This is a genomic window from Marinococcus sp. LNHM3E3-2.2 (assembly GCF_056034385.1).
The window spans coordinates 1-15,756 of sequence record NZ_JBQLIC010000001.1; the positions used below are offsets into that span (position 1 = coordinate 1).

Below are 15,756 nucleotides of genomic sequence, written 5' to 3' on the forward strand. Positions count from 1 at the left end.
CCAGGCTATTTCTTTTTATCATAGCACAAAAAAACTGCCGACAAACTCTAAAATTAGAGTCATTGTCGACAGTCTGAAACTCCGCCCTGGCGGAGTTTTTTTGTATTTCGCAGGGTTAAGCCCATAAATAAACGAAAAATGATTAAAGCCTGTATCATCTTTGAAGTGTATAATATAGGGTAATAACTAGAAGCTTATATAAATTAAGAAATCTGCGGCAGGGGGCTGCAGCCATAGCATTATTTATCATATGAAACGCAATTGGAGTGGGGGACATGGGAAAATTTTATACAATTATCACAGTGATTGGTCTGGGGGTTGCTGGTCTGTTCGGATACCATTGGTATGATACAGAATCGAGCATTCAGACGATTCAGATGCACGAAGAGGTTACCAGCTTATCAAAAGAAACGAACGTATCTTCGGGCTTATCTTCCTTTTCGCTAAACGACAGCGGGGAAGTGCGTTATTTTGGTATCAGTGAAAGATATATTCTGTCTCAAAAAATGCAGAAGAATAATTAAATCTGCTGTAGCTGCAGCTGTCTGTTCTGCTTTACCTGGTGAAAATCAAAAGAGCTGTTTGAAGGCCGTTCAGTTTTTATAGAAAAACGTTAATGGTTGATTTTCAAAGCCCATAATGTGAACATATAACTAAGAGAAGCTTAGACTGCAGATGGGGTTTATAAAAACAGCAGAAGAAGCAGAAAAGAACGATGATAACCGCCAGTAGGGCATCTACCGGAACCTGCACTCATAGAGCAGGTTTTGTACGGTTATGTGCAGGGAGGAAAAATATTTTGACTTCAATTATAGCCCACCGGGGGGCTTCAGACCGTCGTCCGGAAAACACCATGTCGGCTTTCCGCCAGGCTGTCACAGACGGAGCAGACGCAATTGAAACAGATGTGCAGCTGTCAAAAGACGGGGTACCGGTACTGATTCATGATACGCTGTTGAAACGTACAACCGGCGCTTCCGGAAGTGTTCACGAATATACATACAAGGAACTGCAGGATTTAAGCGCGGGGGCGTGGATGCATAAACGGTACCGCAAGGAAAAAATCGTCAGTCTGGAGCGGCTTCTGCAGGAAACAGGAATGGAGGAAATGAAGCTTGTGCTTGAATTAAAAAATTCCAACATTGCTCATAAAGGGCTTGAAGAAGCTGTGATTAACCTGCTGAACGACTATGAAAAAATAGAATCGGCTACAGTGTCGAGCTTCAATCACCGGTCGATGGCCTACGTTCGGGAGCTGTCGGAAGAGATCAATATCGCTATTCTTTACGCGGTGCACCTGTACCGCCCGTGTGAATACGCGAAAATCGTCGGAGCTACAGAGCTTCACCCTCATTACCGCACGATCGATAAATCCTGGATTGACGACGCTATTAATTCGGAACTCGAGGTTATTCCTTATACTATTGATAAAAAAAGCGGATGGAAAAAAGCAATAGATGCCGGCGTCACGGGGATTATTACAAATAAACCAAAGGCTCTTCAGCAGTATTTGTATCCCCCTGAGCAGGCAGCGCCGGAGGAACCGAAGCCTTCGGAACAAACGGAACCGTCAAAACTATCCGAACCATCGAATCAAAAAGAAGCTTACACAGATTAAAGCTTCTTTTTTTATGAGTGAATATAATTTCATTTACCGAAATTGTTTCATTGCTTACTAAAGAAAAAAGCCGCCTTTTTTACAAAGCGGCTTCCTGTCATTATTTGCTGTTAATAAACCCAGTGTGCTACAGCAGACCTACCTTTTCCAGGCCGCGCGCAATGCCGTCATTTCCCACGTCAGTGGTAATATGGCGGGCATAGCTTTTAACCTCATCCGGGGCGTTTCCCATGGCAACGCTGTTTGGTACGTACTGAAGCATTTCCACATCGTTGTAATTATCTCCAAAGGCATAGCAGTCCTCAAGCGCAATACCGGCTTCAGCGATTAGGTTTTTGATTCCGTTTGCTTTAGACCCTCCAGGAGGAATGACGTCGAGTGAATAAGGGTGCCAGCGCACAAACCGCAGATCCTGCATCTGGTCTACATAACGGTTTTCCTCGTCTTCCCGGGCAAACAGCAGGGCCTGATAAATATTGTTCTGTTCTGCAAACGAAGCGTCAAATTCGGGATGCTCTACGCCAAGCGTTGTAATGCTGTCATGAATATCATGATGAAATTCAATATTAGCTTTCATGGCACTGCTGCCCATAAATACAATCGGATGCTCTTTTTCAGCAGCGAAGGACTGCAAAGACTGAAGTTTTGCGGTGGGAATCGTGTTTTGATAAATAGCATTTCCATTATATTTCACAAATTGACCGTTAAATGAAATAAACGTGTGGATATCGAGTTCTTCCCGGAGGTCGTCGAACAAATAAGGGGCTCTTCCGGTGGATATCGCGATTTCATGGCCTTTGCTCCGGAGCATTTGAATAGCATCTCTGGTGGAAGCCGGCAGCTGTTTATTTTCATCGTACAGCGTTCCATCGATATCGAAAAAAATCATTTTTTTACTCATGTATGGGCTCTCCTTTTCTACACTTTTGCCCGTTTAGTATACTACAATCACTCACGTTCTACCAATACAGAGCCAAAAGAGGTTAATAGTAATCATGAAGCAGGGGAGCGGGATGCTTTCTCTGCCTCTGTCGGTAGATAAGAGCATTAATTTCTCCGCCGGTGACTAGAATCAGTCCCACCAGAAACAGCCACAGCATTAGCACGATGACTCCGCCAAGACTGCCATACGTGGAGGCATAGTTGGCAAAGTTGTTGACATAAAAGGAAAACCCCAGCGAAATTACCTGCCAGAGCAGCGTTGCTGTCATTGCCCCCGGCAAAACAGACCAAAAGGGCATATTATTGTTCGGTGCAAGATGATAGAGCATGGCGAGAATGACAGAAGTAATCGAAATAGTAATAAGCCAGCGCAGGAGCTGAACAAGAAAAACAGTATCCTCCGGAACATAAATAAATGATTGCACTGCCGATAAAATTAAATTGCCGAACACGGGCAGAAAGAGTGCAATAATAACGGAGAGCATTAATCCAAAGGTTAAACCGACAGACAGCAGCCGCACCTTGAAAAAGGACCGCGTTTCGATAACATCATAAGCCCCGTTCACCGCCTTAATAAAAGCATTCAGTCCGTTGGACGCTGTCCATATCGTGCCAATGATCCCGATGGTAAGCAGCCCGTTGCTCGAGCTGTTTATCGTATCTTCAATCGTGTCCTGAAACAGAGAGGCAGCCTCTGCAGGAACGAACTGGTACAAAAGTGATACAGCCCGGTCGGCATCGATATTAAAGTAAGGAAGGAGTGATAGAAACAAAATAAGCAGCGGGAAAATGGATAAAAGGTAATAAAAAGCCTGCTGAGCAGCCAGGCCGGCAGCATTGTCCTTCATTAATTCTGAAAATAAATTTTGAATAAAAGCAGTTATGCTTTTGATACTATCACTCCTTCGGACGGTTCTTCGGTCATTATACAAAAGACTGAAAGCAGAAAGGAAAAAACCTGTGCACAGCTGCTGCACAGGTTTTGCACATTGGGTCCCCTACAGCTGTCAGAGCTTCTAGTCAGTTTCTTCAGAAGAAGAGGAGGGGGCATCCTGTTCGATATATTGCTGGAATGTAACGAGATCCCTGAATTCACGACCCTCCCATTTCCATTCAGCTCTGGAAGAAGAAGGAAAGGAATTGTCCTTCAGGGTAACATAGTTGCTGATGTCTTCAGTGGCATCAATATAAAATCCGTTGAATGTGGAGCCTTCAAAATCGTTATTGATGACGCTTAAATGTCGTATGGAGGACTGGATACGCAGCTGGGCGGAGTCCCGGCTGCCGTGCGCGTTTTTCCAGGTGTTCTCTGAAAAAGAAACGCGGCTGATTGGACGTTGAGCAGGTCCTTGAACCAGAGCCGTTCCGGCCGACGTTTGGTCCCGCCATACATTATTTTTGAACGATAGATCCTCTGTTTCTGCAAAGGAAGTGTTACGGATAAATGTCCCAACAGCCCCTCCGCTTATAGTGTTATGTGAAAAAGTGACCTCATCGGCTCCCGCGACTGCAACAGCCGGATCGGTACTTCTGTTCGAGGAATTAATAATATTGTTTTTCACTACACCTCCGGACGGGACCCGGCCGTTTACTTCCCCGGGCACTGCCTGAAGATCAAGTGACGTTCCGGAAGCTTTCTCAAACCGGTTGTGGGAAACTGTAAACGAAGCTATGTTGCCCTCCAGTGCAAAGGCGGGGGCATGCTTCCATCTTTCGACAGTGTTGCCGCTTATGATTGTGTCCTCGTGAATGCTGTCTGCATCTGAACTGGCTATATGGACTGCTGACCCAGGCTCTTTTTCCGCTTTTTGAGACGATAAAAAACGGTTATCAAGTATTTGGAGGGCCCTGGTTTCTCCGGAGGAAGCAATCACAGATGCCGTATTTTCCTGATGAAAGGTGAATTTTTTAATCGTTATGTATTCGGTATCTTCTAAAGAAAAAAACGGCTTATCGCCAGCGGTTTTTAAATGAACGTTTTCATTTTCAAACGGACGGACGGTGATGGGAAGCTGTTCTTCACCCTGTTGGCTCATGTTCACATTTTCCTGATAAGTGCCTTCCCGTAAATAAATAGTATCTCCGGCTTCCGCGGTATCAGCGGCCTTTTGAACAGACTGAAAAGGCGCATCGATAGTGCCGTTTTGCTCATCATTTCCTGAAGGGGAGACAAATATCCCCTTATCGCTCTCGCCGGAATCAGCAGAAAAAGGAAGCATGCCGCAGCCGCTTATAAATAGTAAGAAAAAAAGCATGATAATAACAGAATAAAAACGTGGCATCTGAATCCCCTCCCTGTGAACTGATGAGACGTTGAATGTATGTAAATAAGCAGAAACTATCGTAGCACAATTGTAATAATTGCAACAGTTATAAATTGGAAGAAGACGCACGGGTAGTGTGCGCCTTCAATTTGTTTTAAAGGGTTATTGCTGCTGAAGCAGAAGTGGAGGAATTCAGTGCCTGCAGAGCCACAGCCCGCTGCGCGTCGATTAATGCTGGAGGCAGGCTGCCGTCTTGCAGGGAAGCGTGGTGGGCTACAGCAATCTGTATGGAGATATGAACCGCAAAATGCTGAAACCGCCGAAATTCACTTTGCTCAGCCAGGAGGGCATGAACGCTTCGGGCGTCATCAATAATGGTAGAAAAAGAAGCTGTAAATCCGAGCACTCCGAAAAGCGAGTAATAGAACGGACGTACGTGCCACTGTCCGGACTGCCAATGGCCAAGGATGTCGTCAAAACGTTCAAAGTATGCAGCTGCGTTTATACTTTCGAGATTCAGAGCGGATAAAAAGGAAAGGTACTGAAGTTGAGCACCTTTTTTAAAGTCCCGCTCGAGCAGCTGGTGATGGGCACTGTTCATATGCTCAATCATCTGTTCCTTATTTCCGGGGAACTGATGAATATAAAGCGTGTGTAGAGGATAATAATCCGCACTTGTTAAATCCGGAAAGGATTCCTGCAGAAACTCATACCAGGCCGTAAATGCCGGCACAGCTGAAAAGTCGTCCCGGAAGAAGGTGTAATATGATAAAGCGGCAGCGTACGTAGAGGTGCCGCGCCCCCACGGTCCCTGAACCAACTGGCTGTACAGCTGCTTAAAACCGCTCCAGCTGTCCTCGGGGCTGTCGGATAAACAGTCAAGCATACCAGCGATTGGAAAACGCTGGTGGGACCGCAGCGGTGAAAACCAGCTGTTGTTCTTTTTAATCGTCTGCTGGAGACGGTCAAACCGCTCAATGTCAAACGACTGGTGGTGCAGGGAATACATCGATGCCATCAGCATGAACATGCGGGCGTCCGAATGATGCCACGGATATTTTTTCTTTAACACCTCATAGGTGTTCAAATACTGCTTTGTAATATCTGTAAGCTGTTCCTGAGTTTCCATCTGAGGGCCTCCTTTTCTCTGGCTATGGTGTAAGTATAGCACGAGAATCGGAGGGTGTTATTCCTTCGTTAGCTCATGGAGAGAGGAAACAGAGCTCCCTACCTGAGAAATGGCCTGCTCGACTTCGCGCAGCTCCTGGATGAGTGAATGAACCTCCGCTTCGGCATCATTGCTCTGCTGGCGGCTTCTTGCCATTTCCTGTACGATACCATCAAACATGCTGTTGATTTCGTGGACCCGTTTCGTGCCGTTACTGATCTGATTGTCCGCGTTTTCAATGTGATTGCTCACAAGCTGAATTTGGTCATTTGTTTTCCGGACAAGCTCAGATACGGTATCTACGGATTTTTTTGTCTCACCGGAAAGCTTACGGACTTCTGTGGCTACCACCGCGAATCCGCGTCCGTGTTCGCCGGCACGGGCAGATTCAATTGAGGCGTTCAGGGCCAAAAGATTCGTCTGTTCAGCGATCCCAGTGACGATGTTTGTGATATCATCAATTTTAGCTGCAATTGCTTTGAGTTCACCCGTTTCAGTACGCATAAAATCCATGAGCTCCTGGAGGCTTTTCATATGCTTTCCGTGCTGTTCGAGCTCTTGCTTGCCTTCCTCGGACTGGGAAGCGGCTCCGGAGCTGCTCTTAACATTTTCTTTTGAAATGGTAACGACCCTGTTGGAAGTTGCAGTAAGTGAAGCAACAGAGGTATTTGTCTGGTTGAAAACCTCCCGGAGCGAGCGGGTAGTGACAGAAATTTGTTCGTGCAGATGATCTTTAACAGCCTGCTGTTCTTTGTGAAGTGTAAGGTGGGCCTCCTCGTAGGCTTCAAGCACAAGCTGCTGCTCGAGGTTAATGATTTTCGTAACTGCAAGAACAGCTGGAAGCAAATCAGCCCGACTGTTAAGGTGCTGGTCGACAAAATGAAGGATGGACTGCTCCATGTCTTGAAACGAGGACATGTACCATTTAGGCAGAAGGCCGATATGTAAATGAACCTGGGCAATCTTCAGCCGCTTTTGAATAAAAGTATCCTCCATTGTCCCCTGAAACATTTCCTGCACATGGACAGCAAGCGTTCGGCTCAGCCGTTCGACCGAGCTGTGCTCTTCAATGATTGCACGCAGGCTGGGCTCGTTCTTAAGGTTGCGGTAAAAGGCCTCAACAATAGCTTCGATGTTTTCAGCAATGACTGGCTGAAGTTCGGATAGTATATAAAGGTCATGGTCAGTTAGATGAATCAGCTGGAGCTGACGGTGCAGATCGCTTCCGGGGGAAAGCCTGATCCGGCTGCCGGCATGGGCGTCCCCTGGAAATTGTGAAGCAGGTGCAGATGATGGTTTTGCTGAAAACAGCATATTAATAGCCTCCCGATGCAATAAAAGTATGGTTGATACAGTAATTCTTATATCGGCTGAAGAAATATTAATATTCATGGATAATTAAAAATTTTTAGGAGGCAGGGATAGAATATGAGAAACAAAAAGATGTGGATAGCGGGGCTGTTGTCGCTTTTCATTCCAGGTGCGGGACAGGTGTATGTTAAAAAATACCTCTGGGCGGTGTTGTTTTTTGTGCTTTACGTAAGTCTGCTCGTTACGGTGTACGTGCCGTCCATTTTCGTTGCTGCGATTGCCGTGGTGCATGCGGTGCAGATTGCCGGACGGCAGGAAGCAGAAAGTAAGGACAAATAAAGGGGAAGGGCAGGGTGGAAAAAATTATTTGAAAGGCCCCGGGGTAAAAAACCCGGGGCCTTGTATCTGTGCTATTCGGCTTCGAGCGCCTGAATGAACGCTTCGTCCATATCGACAGCGATAAATTGAATTTCCCGGATGTTGTGCAGCAGCTCCCGGTAATAAATCGCGACGGTCTCGGGGTCCAGGCCGCCGGTGGCGGTGCCAAGCGCCGGCAGGGCGACCCGGTAGATGTGATTCTCCTGGCAGTAGCGTATTAACGCCTGAAGACAGGAATAAACCACGTCATAGTTCGACTTTTCCTCCGGGGCTTCCATCGTCACCAAATGAAGGATGGCTTCATACGGGAGACTGGCAGCCGTAGTCGTGTAAAGCTCGCCGCGCTTCGGCTCGTTCTTTTTGCAGTAGGCTTCTGCTTCCTGTTCAATAGTCTCTCCGCCAGCTTTTTTGATGGCAGCGGCAACCCCGCCGCCCATCGACCCCTTCCCGTTTGCAGCATTGCAAATATAATCGACATTGGTGACAGTGGTAATATCTCCATGTTTTGCACTAAGCATAATTTCTCTTCCTCTCCTTCTGCGCTATTATTCCGTCATCAGCATATCAGAATTTCCAGCCGGCAGGGAGGAGATTGCTCATAATTTATACAAAAGAATTAGACATATACCTGGAAGCCCTATGGAATAACTGCTTTGCTTCTTTGTTCGCATCACTAAGCACATGGTTCTTATTCATGGTCTGCATATTGCGGTCTTCCATAATAATCCGTCCATTCACGATGGTAGTTTCCACCTGATCTTTGGAAGCGGCGTATACAATACGGGAATATGGATCTGCTCCTTCGCTTGGATACGTATGAAAATCATAAAGGTTGAGGATAGACAAATCCGCTTTTTTGCCGATTTCGATACTGCCAATTTCCTGGTCAAGACCGACTGCTCTCGCACCTTCGATGGTTGCCATGCGAAGAACCTGTCTGGCATTCATGGCGGTCGGGCCATAGGAGGGTTTATGAATAAGGGCGGCCATCCTCATTTCCTGAAACATGTCGAGCGTGTTGTTACACGGGGAGCCGTCGGCACCGAGACTGACATTGTGATGGTGGTCGAGCAGGTCCGGGATCTCTGCGAATCCGGAAGCAAGCTTCATATTGGAGCTTGGGCAGTGACTGATATGAGCGCCCTTTTGTTTAATAATCTGCTTTTCATGCTCATCGAGCCAGACACAATGGGCGAGAATAAGGCGCGGGTGTACAAGGCCAAGGTGATCCAGATACGTTACATTTCGCATGCCGGTATCAGCTTCAACAATTTCTATTTCTCCCTGGCTTTCTGAAGCGTGTGTATGCACATACGCTCCGTAATGAGTGGACAGGCGGGAAACTTCGCGCAGCAGCGGTTCAGAGCAGGAGACAACAAACCGGGGTGAAAATGCGTATCGTATTCTATCATTATCCCGACCGTTCCATTTTTCATACAAATCGGCGCTTTCCTGCACGGACTGGCTCGTGGTTTCAAGCAGGGGAGCAGGCAGTTCATCGCCCTTATCCATCATAACTTTGCCGGATAGGGCCCGGATGCCGGAAGCTTCTATGGCTTCGAAGGCAGCGTTTGTATGGTGGACTGTTTCCATGTCGACGATCGTGGTCGTGCCGCTCCGGATCAATTCGCCGATGCCAAGCATCGCCGAGGCGTAGATAGAATCGGGAGTGTGGGCAGCTTCCATTGGCCATATGCGTTCCTTCAGCCAATCCATCAGCTCAAGGTCATCCGCCTGACTGCGAAACAGTGCCTGGCAAAGGTGAACATGGGTATGGATAAAGCCGGGAAGCACAGTTCGTCCCCGTGCTTCGATCACTTTTTCATCCGGACGGGGAGTTAAAGATGGTTGGATTTCTTTAATGTATTCATTTTCAATTCGTATATCTCCGTGCACAATGTCATTGTTTTCGTTCATCGTCATGATTTCAGCCTGCCGTATTAAGATCGTGGTCATTGTAAACACTCCTTTGTATGCATAAAAAAACGAAGAACACCTGTAAAAGGCGTTCTTCGTAGTTGGAAATTACGGTTTCCAGTAGAAACGTTCAACCCAATTGTTGAATATATACGAAGGATAAGTGGTAATACCTGCATCGTACCGGGGAATGAAAAAAACTTCAATAGAGTTGGAAGATAATATGACGAAAGATTTACTGGGCAGTATATCCCCCGTCTACGAGCAGGTTTGCCCCGTGAATAAATGAGGCATCATCACTGGCTAAAAAGTAAACAACAGAAGCAATCTCTTCGGGTTTAGCTAATCGGCCGACTGGATGCATACTGGCAAGCTGCTGCAGAGTATCTTCATCGAGGCTTGATTGAACAAGAGGGGTTTCGACATAACCAGGGCACACAGAGTTGACCCGGATGTTCTTTTTAGCATATGTCACTCCCAGCGTTCTTGTCAGATTAACTACGCCGCCTTTAGCCGTACTATAAGAAGTAATGGAATCGCTGCCTACGTGGCCGAGTATGCTTGCATTATTAATGATTTTACCGCCGCCGTCCTGGGTGAGCATTTGTTCAATAGCATATTTATCAGTTAAAAATACACCGTTTAAATTGACATCCATTAGTTTGTTCCATTCCTCATAGCTAAGTTCATGAATAGGCTTTGTGTCTCCCACACCTGCATTGGCAAAAACAATATCCACCGATCCAAACTGGCTGGCGGTCTCGTGGACCATCCGGGACACATCATCTTCAGAAGTCACATCGATGTGCATGTATTTGACGGTTTTATGGTTGTTCTTCAGCTCCTGCTCGAGTGCTTTGCCAAGTTCATCATTGATATCGGTTATAACGACAGACGCTCCTTCATCGGCGAGCCGGCGTACCGCTGCCTCTCCAATACCGGAAGATCCTCCTGTGACGATTGCTGTTTGATTTTGCAGTTTCAAAAAATCCCTCCCGTTTTAATAATAATAATATTAAGATATTCATTCACTGTACAGCTTCTATTTCTTTTATGAATATTCCTGTTTATTCCAAAAAAGAAAGAGAATTTTCAGGAAATGCACAGCACAAAGAGTGAACAATAGCGGCAATGGGTATAGTAAAAGCAACAAAACTATTCCAGAGGAGAATAAATTATGGAGAAAACAGCCATCATTACCGGAGCAAATACCGGAATGGGATTCGAAACAGCGAAACAGCTTGCCGTGAAAGGATTTAATGTCATTATGGCCGTCCGGGACGAGAAGCGCGGGGGAGAAGCCATGAGGCAGATAAAGGCCAGTACCGGAGCTTCACGTGTGCGGGTGATGCGCTGTGATCTGTCCTCTCTTCAGGATATACATACCTTTGTGCGCCAGCTCGAACAGATCGTTCCCTGTGTGGATGTACTGGTTAACAATGCCGGCGTAGTATCGCTGAAAAGAGAGCTTACCGAGGATGGTTTTGAAAGCATGATCGGCGTGAATCATCTGGGGCACTTCGCTCTGACACTGCAGCTTCTGCCTCTGCTTGAATGTTCGGCAGAAGAGGCACGTATCATTAATGTTTCGTCAGGAGCGCACAAATATGGAAGCATTCATTTTCCGGACCCTCATTTAACCAGAGGATATGGAACATGGAAAGGGTACGCCCAGTCAAAGCTGGCGAACGTTTTATTTACATACGCCCTTGCTTCCCGTCTCGAAGGGACGAGTATTCGTGTTAATGCCCTGCATCCCGGCGGGGTAAGTACTATGCTTGGAGTAGACCGGTCTACAGGCTTTGGGCGCCGTATTCATCAAACAATCCGGCCAATGCTTCGCACAGCAGCAGAAGGTGCGGAAACATCGGTGTATCTTGCCGCTTCCCGTGAAGTGGATGGCGTGCATGGCAAATACTTTATTGATTCTTTTGAAGAAGATACTGCCCCTCATGCCCGCGACAGGGAGCTCCAGGAAAAGGTATGGGAATGGAGCATGGACCAGACGAATGTGGAACGACTGCTGGAGGCAGAGTGGATCAATAGATTAAAACGTGAAAATCAGTAAGACAGCTTTATTTTTTTGATTATGTATTTTAAAATATATTAAATACAGGAAATGACAGAAAGGATTATTGGCGTTGAGTAAACAACTGTACAATTTCATGTTAAACCATGCAGAAGAGATCGTGACTACATGGATGGAAGATATTGAAGCGCAGTCGGAAGCTATCTACCCGAACGATGCCGACCGGAGGGAGGCATTCCGGGGAAGACTCAAGGGGTTCATACAGGAAACGGCAAAAGCAGTAATAGGGGAAGAACCGTCACTTACTGACTGGGCGCAGCTCACGGCGATGGACGGGCTTGAAAACCAGGGGCCGAGGTTTTACTCGGTAGAGTTTTTCAGAGTCGGGCGTGTTGACCTCTGGAAGCGTCTGTCTACCTACTTCAAAGAACGGGAGGACGAGATTTCCCCGCTGCAGGTGGCTGAGTGGGCAGAGAAGATTCAGTCGGTGTTTGAAAAGGGACTGGAGCTTGTAAACCAATACTACTATCAGATGAACGAAGCTCAGCTCGAGGCCCAGCAGCAGATGATGGTGGAGCTGAGTGTGCCGATCATTAAATTAATAGGGGATATTGGTGTCCTCCCACTTGTCGGAGATATTGATACGCACCGGGCGAAAATGATTGAAGACGTGACTCTTACAGAGGTGGCAAAGCTTGAACTCGATGTACTGATTATTGATATGTCCGGAGTGCCGATCATCGATACGATGGTGGCTCAGCAGCTGTTTAACCTGCATCACGGGCTGAGTTTAATCGGCACGGAAATCATTATTACCGGCATTCGCCCGGAAATTGCAGAAACGGCCGTGCGGCTTGGGATTGATTTCAGTAAAGTAAAAACCTTTGCTCATCTGCAGCAGGCCCTCGAACAGAAGATGAATATTCAAATTAAGAAATAACAAGTATACAGATGCAAAAATAGCCCTTCGCAGTAAATCTGCAAAGGGCTATTGTAGTAAATATGCCGGAAATTCCTAGTACTCGCTGTAATTCGACAGTGCATAGGAGGAATCGTTGGATGACCGGACATTTGCTTTATTATTCAATTCGGCAGTGAGCTCCAGAAACCACTGTTTATCATTGGTGACCAATGCAAGATCAATCAGGTCATGCAATTCATCCTCTGAAACAGGCTGTACGGTATTCAGCTTGCTTACTTTGTGGAGCAGCAGTTCAGCTGATTTTTCCATTATATCCTGATTGTCAGAGGAGATGACTTTTACTTTAATGGTTTGATAAGATTCTTCAATTGCTTCTACATAGCCTACAACCAATTCACCATAAATGGTGGTTCCTCGAACCCAATCTCCTACCGAAATAATATCGTTTGTTGGTAACATTCGCGTAACCTCCTAAGGATTACCTATTAATTAATAGTATTGTAATCTGAATTATCTATAACTATACATTTCCCTGTTTTTGATTGCAAAAACATTGCTCAGTTAATTTGTGATACATTTTTTCAGCATGTCGGCAATAGTAAATTGATCAAGGTGTTCTCCAAAAACGTATTCACCCTCCGAAAAAACACCGCCCAGCACTTGTTTCATATTAGCCCCAACGGAGCAATCGGGGTTTTCATCCGGGCACCGGGGCTGCAGAGTGCCTTTTGATGTGACCTGGTATACATCCCACAATGTGACGGCCTCCGGAGGGTGGGAAAGGACAAAACCTCCACCGGCGCCTTCCTTGGACTGAATCAAATCATGCTGCTTCAACAGGCTTAACACCTTACGGATCCGAACCGGGTGCACAGAGGCACTTTCAGCAATGAAAGTGCTTGAGGCAGCTTTCTCGGGCAGATGGGCGAGCAGTGTCAAACTGTGTACAGCTAAAGAAAAGTGGCTGTTCATACGTATCTCTCCGGGTAAAAAGAATTGTTAATGTTTATACTGTAATTATAAATATTACAGTTTTGTTTGTCAACGTTTGATGCCTGTGAAAATGGACGGAAGCTGCTCGGCAGGGAGAAATATTATCACTGTTTCGGTCAACTCGTTATGATTCATAAGCCTTTTCGTGTTATAATATACTTCTATTCATGCATTGTACTTTTCCGTGTCATTGATCCTATGAAAAGGAGTGAAGACATGAAAACATTTGAAGAGGTGGTCCGTACTTTAGCGGACATTGAAATGCAGTCTGTTGCTCAAACGAGATCAAGACACGAATTCCAGAACGAGCGCGAATACTATTCCCATTTTCTCCGTAATAAAGATCTTTCTTTTTATTTGGAAACTGTCGAAGAGATGTTTCCATTAGAAGCAAAGAAATACGGAGCAGAGGAAATTGTGCGTGGCATGGCTGAATATATCGAAGCAGGTGCCATGCCTGAGCGGGAGCCGCTGACTGAATAAAGGGGAAGCGGAAGATAAATAAACCGAATTGAATGTTATATCCGAAGGGTCCGGTTTACCGGGCCTTTTTTATTTTTGCAAATTCAACTTAAAAGGATGGTTTAAAAACGGAGGCATACATGCCTTTTGCAGAGAGAAGAAAAAACAAAGGGGAGGCGAAGAAAATGGAAGTCAGTCCGGAATTTCTGCTGTACATGTCATTCATCGGTACGACAAGTACGGCGCTGATGCAGCTGTTAAAGCAGGCGCTCCCGCTGCCGAAAAAGTATATCCCCCTTCTGACGCTCGGGATCGGGGCAGCCCTGGCACTTGTCCCTTTTCCGTACTCGAATGCCGTTCTGGCAGAGCGTGTATGGGCAGGCGTGCTTGCTGGACTCGGGGGCACCGGAATTTTTGAAAATGTGCAGAAAAGCAGAAAATAGTAAAATATCCTGCTGAAAACTGAGTGAGGACTCAAATAGAAAAAAGAGAAAGAAATCAATTCCCTCCTCTTGTTCAGAAAACTTTTTCATTTGCGGGGACAGGAAAATTTTTATATAATATGTCTGCGCACAACAAGAATCCCCCGCTTGCAGCAGGGGATTTTTATTGAGGTTTTGTTATGCTTTTAAATAACGTGGGCGCTGTTTGGGTATATTTCCCGCTGCTGTTAAAAGAAACGAAACAAAACCCTTGTGTGACAAGGCTTCCTGATTGCAAGACAGGGAGTCAGGAATGTATCTTGCAAATATATTCCGGATAGGTGAGAACAAATGACAGAAGAAAATCAATCGTACCGGGTGTTACTGTATTACAATTACACGTACGTGGAAGACCCTGAGACCTTTGCTGCAGAGCATCTGGCTTTCTGCAAGGAGCTTGGTTTGAAGGGGCGGATTATTGTTGCAGAGGAAGGCATCAATGGTACTGTTTCCGGCACTGTAGAACAGACGGAGGCATACATGCAGGAGCTGACAGGCGATGAGCGGTTTAAAGATACCGAATTCAAGGTGGACTATGCCGACGGGCACGCATTCAAAAAAATGCATGTACGTCCGCGTTCAGAGCTGGTGTCGCTGTATCTCGAAGATGACATTAACCCAAATGAACAGACTGGTGAACACTTGAGCCCGAAAGAATTTTACGAAGCGCTTCAAAGCGATGAAACCATCGTTCTTGATGCCCGGAATGACTATGAATATGATCTTGGGCATTTCCGGGGAGCGATTCGCCCGGACATTAATGCCTTCCGGGAGCTGCCGGACTGGGTCAGGGAAAACCGGGAACAGCTTGAAGGTAAAAAAATATTAACCTATTGTACCGGCGGCATCCGCTGCGAGAAGTTTTCCGGATTTTTGAAAGAAGAAGGGTTTGACGATGTGGCGCAGCTGCATGGCGGCATCGTTTCCTATGGCAAGGATCCTGAAGTAAAAGGGGAGCTGTGGGACGGAAAGTGCTACGTGTTTGACCAGCGTATCAGTGTGCCGATCAATCAGGTCGAGCATCGCGTAATCGGAAGGGATCACTTTGACGGGGAACCGTGTGAACGATACGTTAACTGTGCAGATCCTGACTGCAACAATCAAATTATCTGCTCTGAGGAAAATGAGCATAAATATATGAGAAGTTGCACAACGGAATGCATGACTCATCCAAGAAACCGTTATATGGAAGAGCAAGGGCTGACGGCAGAAGACGTTCAGGAAAAAATCGATGCGAGAAAAGCAGAACAGATGCAGAATGCATAAATAC

18 protein-coding genes and 1 riboswitch are annotated in these 15,756 nt (G+C 46.2%); of the genes, 8 read left to right on the forward strand and 10 right to left on the reverse strand.

Annotated elements, in window-relative coordinates:
- The first annotated feature begins 275 nt into the window (after positions 1-275).
- Both ACTRXF_RS00005 and ACTRXF_RS00010 read left to right on the forward strand, forming a co-directional pair.
- Positions 276-524 carry a hypothetical protein gene (locus ACTRXF_RS00005; protein WP_474277058.1) on the forward strand — a complete coding sequence of 83 codons (249 nt, stop codon included), beginning with the start codon at positions 276-278 and terminating at the stop codon, positions 522-524.
- A gap of 275 nt (positions 525-799) precedes the next feature.
- Positions 800-1,618 (forward strand): glycerophosphodiester phosphodiesterase, encoded by an 819-nt coding sequence (locus ACTRXF_RS00010; RefSeq protein ID WP_474277060.1) that lies wholly within the window; start codon positions 800-802, stop codon positions 1,616-1,618.
- Between the two features lie 127 nt (positions 1,619-1,745).
- Here the strand turns inward: ACTRXF_RS00010 and ACTRXF_RS00015 are convergent, their stop codons facing one another.
- The 5 genes from ACTRXF_RS00015 to ACTRXF_RS00035 form a co-directional block, all read right to left on the reverse strand.
- Positions 1,746-2,519, reverse strand: a complete 774-nt coding sequence (locus tag ACTRXF_RS00015) for a Cof-type HAD-IIB family hydrolase (protein ID WP_474277062.1) — start codon at positions 2,517-2,519, stop codon at positions 1,746-1,748.
- An 82-nt stretch (positions 2,520-2,601) separates the two neighbouring features.
- Positions 2,602-3,492: a YihY/virulence factor BrkB family protein gene (locus ACTRXF_RS00020; RefSeq protein ID WP_474277697.1), complete on the reverse strand. Its 891-nt coding sequence runs from the start codon at positions 3,490-3,492 to the stop codon at positions 2,602-2,604.
- Between the two features lie 84 nt (positions 3,493-3,576).
- Positions 3,577-4,842 carry a DUF1565 domain-containing protein gene (locus tag ACTRXF_RS00025; RefSeq protein WP_474277064.1) on the reverse strand — a complete coding sequence of 422 codons (1,266 nt, stop codon included), beginning with the start codon at positions 4,840-4,842 and terminating at the stop codon, positions 3,577-3,579.
- Positions 4,843-4,978: 136 nt separating this feature from the next.
- A complete protein-coding gene (locus tag ACTRXF_RS00030) occupies positions 4,979-5,953 on the reverse strand; it encodes a DUF4003 family protein (RefSeq protein WP_474277066.1) in 975 nt (324 codons plus the stop codon).
- 57 nt (positions 5,954-6,010) lie between these two features.
- Positions 6,011-7,306, reverse strand: a complete 1,296-nt coding sequence (locus tag ACTRXF_RS00035; protein ID WP_474277068.1) for a protoglobin domain-containing protein — start codon at positions 7,304-7,306, stop codon at positions 6,011-6,013.
- Positions 7,307-7,420: 114 nt separating this feature from the next.
- On the opposite strand from ACTRXF_RS00035, the gene ACTRXF_RS00040 reads away from it, so the two are divergent.
- A complete protein-coding gene (locus ACTRXF_RS00040) occupies positions 7,421-7,642 on the forward strand; it encodes a hypothetical protein (RefSeq protein ID WP_474277070.1) in 222 nt (73 codons plus the stop codon).
- Between the two features lie 71 nt (positions 7,643-7,713).
- Here ACTRXF_RS00040 and ACTRXF_RS00045 read toward each other — a convergent pair whose 3' ends face one another.
- The 3 genes from ACTRXF_RS00045 to ACTRXF_RS00055 all read right to left on the reverse strand — a co-directional run bounded on the left by ACTRXF_RS00045 (position 7,714) and on the right by ACTRXF_RS00055 (position 10,583).
- The gene (locus ACTRXF_RS00045) at positions 7,714-8,199 is read right to left on the reverse strand and encodes a macro domain-containing protein (RefSeq protein WP_474262669.1); all 486 of its coding nucleotides are present in this window, start codon (positions 8,197-8,199) and stop codon (positions 7,714-7,716) included.
- Between the two features lie 85 nt (positions 8,200-8,284).
- Positions 8,285-9,637: a 5'-deoxyadenosine deaminase gene (locus tag ACTRXF_RS00050; RefSeq protein ID WP_474277072.1), complete on the reverse strand. Its 1,353-nt coding sequence runs from the start codon at positions 9,635-9,637 to the stop codon at positions 8,285-8,287.
- Positions 9,638-9,676: 39 nt separating this feature from the next.
- Positions 9,677-9,774, reverse strand: a riboswitch (purine riboswitch).
- Positions 9,775-9,833: 59 nt separating this feature from the next.
- Positions 9,834-10,583 (reverse strand): SDR family NAD(P)-dependent oxidoreductase, encoded by a 750-nt coding sequence (locus ACTRXF_RS00055; RefSeq protein WP_474277074.1) that lies wholly within the window; start codon positions 10,581-10,583, stop codon positions 9,834-9,836.
- Between the two features lie 192 nt (positions 10,584-10,775).
- Here ACTRXF_RS00055 and ACTRXF_RS00060 point away from each other — a divergent pair, with 192 nt between their 5' ends.
- Together ACTRXF_RS00060 and ACTRXF_RS00065 are read left to right on the forward strand one after the other, a co-directional pair.
- A complete protein-coding gene (locus ACTRXF_RS00060; RefSeq protein WP_474277076.1) occupies positions 10,776-11,666 on the forward strand; it encodes an SDR family oxidoreductase in 891 nt (296 codons plus the stop codon).
- 73 nt (positions 11,667-11,739) lie between these two features.
- Positions 11,740-12,567 carry an STAS domain-containing protein gene (locus ACTRXF_RS00065; RefSeq protein ID WP_474262663.1) on the forward strand — a complete coding sequence of 276 codons (828 nt, stop codon included), beginning with the start codon at positions 11,740-11,742 and terminating at the stop codon, positions 12,565-12,567.
- A 75-nt stretch (positions 12,568-12,642) separates the two neighbouring features.
- Here the strand turns inward: ACTRXF_RS00065 and ACTRXF_RS00070 are convergent, their stop codons facing one another.
- Together ACTRXF_RS00070 and ACTRXF_RS00075 are read right to left on the reverse strand one after the other, a co-directional pair.
- Positions 12,643-13,008, reverse strand: coding sequence for an IDEAL domain-containing protein (locus ACTRXF_RS00070; protein ID WP_474262661.1), 366 nt, complete (start codon positions 13,006-13,008; stop codon positions 12,643-12,645).
- Positions 13,009-13,110: 102 nt separating this feature from the next.
- Positions 13,111-13,521 (reverse strand): RrF2 family transcriptional regulator, encoded by a 411-nt coding sequence (locus ACTRXF_RS00075; protein ID WP_474277079.1) that lies wholly within the window; start codon positions 13,519-13,521, stop codon positions 13,111-13,113.
- 237 nt (positions 13,522-13,758) lie between these two features.
- Between ACTRXF_RS00075 and ACTRXF_RS00080 the strand changes: the two genes are divergently transcribed.
- From ACTRXF_RS00080 to trhO, 3 genes are all read left to right on the forward strand, one after another.
- Positions 13,759-14,025, forward strand: a complete 267-nt coding sequence (locus tag ACTRXF_RS00080) for a hypothetical protein (RefSeq protein WP_474262656.1) — start codon at positions 13,759-13,761, stop codon at positions 14,023-14,025.
- A 164-nt stretch (positions 14,026-14,189) separates the two neighbouring features.
- Positions 14,190-14,447 carry a holin gene (locus tag ACTRXF_RS00085; RefSeq protein ID WP_474277081.1) on the forward strand — a complete coding sequence of 86 codons (258 nt, stop codon included), beginning with the start codon at positions 14,190-14,192 and terminating at the stop codon, positions 14,445-14,447.
- A 330-nt stretch (positions 14,448-14,777) separates the two neighbouring features.
- A complete protein-coding gene (gene trhO, locus ACTRXF_RS00090; RefSeq protein ID WP_474277083.1) occupies positions 14,778-15,752 on the forward strand; it encodes an oxygen-dependent tRNA uridine(34) hydroxylase TrhO in 975 nt (324 codons plus the stop codon).
- Positions 15,753-15,756 lie beyond the last annotated feature (4 nt).